Here is a 3,188-nt window from a genome sequence, read left to right on the forward strand (position 1 = left end):
GGTTTTGCCCAAGGTGCCAGTCGGAGGTGTGGAACAGACGCAAGGTGGACTCCGCATTTTGATCAAGAGGGTGGCCGCGAGGAACAAAGGGCGGCGAGAGGAGGGGAGTTTACTGGCAAATCACGCCCCTTGCCTTGTCGTGTGTCTGCTTGCACCGACAGCGGCGAATATTTCGGTAATCGGCCGATGAGGGTGGCGCTTGTGCATCCGCCGCACTTGTTCGCTCAGCCGCAGCAACTCTTCACTGGGCTTGGCCCATTGCTCTATCGGCAGCGGCTCGGACCATTCGCGCATGACTTCCGGCAGCGCCTGCTTGCCGATTCTTTCCAGACGGCGCACTTCCCATTCGACCAAACGGTTGGGAATCGTCCATAAAGTCATGACGTGATACAGGTACCAAAAAAATCCCGACAGCCGCGAGCGGCGGCCTTCACGGATCTGCTGGTGCATCCGCGCGCGGGCATTGCGAAAAGTGTGCAGGCCTTCGTGGGGCGGGTCGTCCGGGCCTTGCAGGTCTTGCAGGTCCTGGATCGATTTGAGGTCGTTGACTTCGTACTCCATGTAACCGCGAATCGCTTCCCAGTGGCTGATCGCGAGCTCCAGGCCGGCGCATTGGAATTCGAGGCTGGTGAGGGTTTCGCCGTGATGAAAACCGATGCCCATGCCGTATTGGCGATGGACGCCGAACTGGGTGACGCCCTTGGCTTCGATGATCCACGCGCTGAGCGATTCCCATGGAACGAAGACTGGTTCGGACGCCCCTTCGGGCATGAAGCAGACTTCGCGGCGTTGACGGTTGAAGCGGGTTGGGATGAGGGAGAGGCGTTTTTTGTGGACGTGGTGCCAGACGCCCAGGTTAATACACAAACAACAAAAAATGGTCAAAGAGCCCGTACCAATCAAAGCATCGAAAACTCCTTCGATGGCGCCGCATATGTCATTCCACCCCGAACCTGCCAGAAAAAACATAAAACCAGCAATTGCGGGAAAAAGGCACGTGATCATGAAGGTTGCACTAAAGGGCAACCCTACTGTTACCTGCCACATGAACACTTGCGGCGGTCCTATCCCGAATTCCATGAAGACGTGATTCAGTTCACCGATTTGCGGTCCAAAGGGTTGCTGTACGGTAGGCAATGGCAACGGTGCCAGATAAGTAATTTTTCCGCTTGGAAACGGTTCGATATCTCCCGCCTGCCTGGCCTGGTTGCTTGCGTTGTCTTGGTCATTCGGCATGGTCGGCTGGGTCCAGAAACTGTGTTTCGATGAACAGTACAGGTGGTTTGTCTTTTACAAGCTCAGGTGAAACCACCGGAAAATGACCTTTCCCGCGAGGCTCAACATGTATCACCCGAGTTCGTGATACCCATTGACCATTCTCATCCAGAGCCTGAATGCGGATGGCCAGCTCAAGTGTTTCTTTTGCTGGGGTAAATTCCGAGTCGGGCGCTACCGGGTACTGAAGACAGAGCACCAGTCCCTCCGGCATGGACTTGACGATGCGCAGACTCTTTACGATTTCGTCGCTGATGACGTCCCGCTGTTCTCGTGGCGTTCCTCGGCTGTGTAATGGAACTGAAATGCGGTGCGCGCCGATACCTAAGTGATGCGTCGGCTTCCCACCCAAGGGAGGTGTCAGATCCTTCAAGGTCAATCGAGGCAGGACCAGATGGATATCGCTGGGCTTGGCTTTCAGCAGCAAGCTTTTAAGTCGAGAGTCATGCGCTTGCACGCCGAGTTGCACATAGGGCGCGTGAATCAAAAAAGCCAGATAATTTTGATAATCCTTGAGCGAATGATCACCACGCATATCCGGATCCCGGCTCCATGGCGTTATTTTCAGCCATTTATCATGCGCGCTGATGTTGTAACGGCTGAACAGCCAGACCCCCGATAGTTCAAGCACAGTGAATAACGCACCGGCCAGGTTAAAACGAAAGAAAACAGTAGACAGGCGTGTGCCAGCAGCGGCCCAGGCTGCGGCTCTTGCCGCTGCGTTTTCGGCGATCAAAACTCTGTGCCCGGCGTGAATGGTATGGCTCAAGGCATACCCGTTATTGGCAGTTGAACCCAACGCGCCAATCGCGGCCAACGCAGTGCTTTTCTCGGCGTGAAAGCTTCCGCCGCGAACGGCCTGTTGCCAGTTTGCATAATGGCTTTTCACGCTTTGCAGCGAAGACAGGAAACCCAAGGCATAGGTGAAACTGCCCAGACCAATATGCAGTTTCCCCAACTGCACATGCACGTTTTTCAGCGCCGCCTGCTGAAGATTCGTCGCCAGAAATGAACTGCGGTTTTTCAAGGCTGTATCCCCAAGACTTTGCGCGGCAGTAAATCCTGCAGCCCCAGTAGCGACAATCGCATTGGCGAATGGCTGCCAAACTCGTTTATTCGCTGTTTGCCTACGCAGTTCACGCAAAGCCCCCACCAAATTCACCACCTGCACCAACACCACCAACAATCCCATCCCCTCCGTCCGCACCAGACTCGCCTTCGAAACCCCCGCCACCCCCGCGCGAATATTCTCCAGCAACCCGCGCAATTCCCCTTGCTGCGCCGGCGGAAACACCACCGTCAATCCCGCTTTCGCCGGGGTGGCGCCATACAGTCGGGCCGAGCGATCTGGCAGTTCGTCAATCGGGCTTAACGCTGCCGCAAGGCGGCCTTCGAACAGCGCCAATTGCGTGCGCACGCGGACGATTTCCTGCTGCAATTCCACCGCCCGGGCGGTTTTGTGGCCCTGGCGGTTTTTGTTGTGGGTGAGTTGGTTGCGTTCGCGGTTGAGGGTTTTCAGGTAGTCGCGTTCGCGCAGCACTTCCTTGATCGTGGCTTGCAGCGCCGCTTGTTCCGCCGGAGTGGACACAGTGAAGGTCACGCCGCTGGTTCGCGCGGCGTCGAAGACGCGCAGGCGCAGGGCTTTGGGCAAGCGCTGGAACAGCTCGTCGAGGTCGGGGATTTTCTCGCCGGCAAGATCGAAGCCTTCCAGCGCCCGGCTCAGGCCCAGGTTCAGCGCCGGGCTGTAGGTGTCTTGCACCGCATCGGCGAGGACGCGGCTGTGTGCCGGCAGATCGTCGAGGGCCGGCAGCTGCGGCTGCTCGATGCTCTGCAATTTGGTCAGCCAGTCCGGCAGGTTGTTGAACATCGCCATGCCGGCGTTGAACAGCGTTGAATATTGCCCGGCCTGTTCG

1 protein-coding gene and 1 pseudogene are annotated in these 3,188 nt (G+C 57.1%); both read right to left on the minus strand.

Annotation, left to right across the window (positions count from 1 at the left end):
* Positions 1-120: 120 nt before the first annotated feature.
* A complete protein-coding gene (locus tag D6877_RS01470) occupies positions 121-1,236 on the minus strand; it encodes a hypothetical protein (RefSeq protein WP_178083614.1) in 1,116 nt (371 codons plus the stop codon).
* Positions 1,226-3,188 (minus strand): annotated as a pseudogene (locus D6877_RS29280) (hypothetical protein); the annotation flags it as partial. The gene D6877_RS01470 and the pseudogene D6877_RS29280, both read right to left, overlap by 11 nt.

It is taken from the genome of Pseudomonas sp. Sample_9 (assembly GCF_004307535.1).
Taxonomy (GTDB): Bacteria; Pseudomonadota; Gammaproteobacteria; order Pseudomonadales; family Pseudomonadaceae; genus Aquipseudomonas; species Aquipseudomonas mercuritolerans.

What these genes read in the sequence shown, in the direction of transcription:
- D6877_RS01470 (WP_178083614.1), bottom strand. Translation starts at nt 1,236, where the DNA reads ATGCCGAATGACCAAGACAACGCAAGCAACCAGGCCAGGCAGGCGGGA.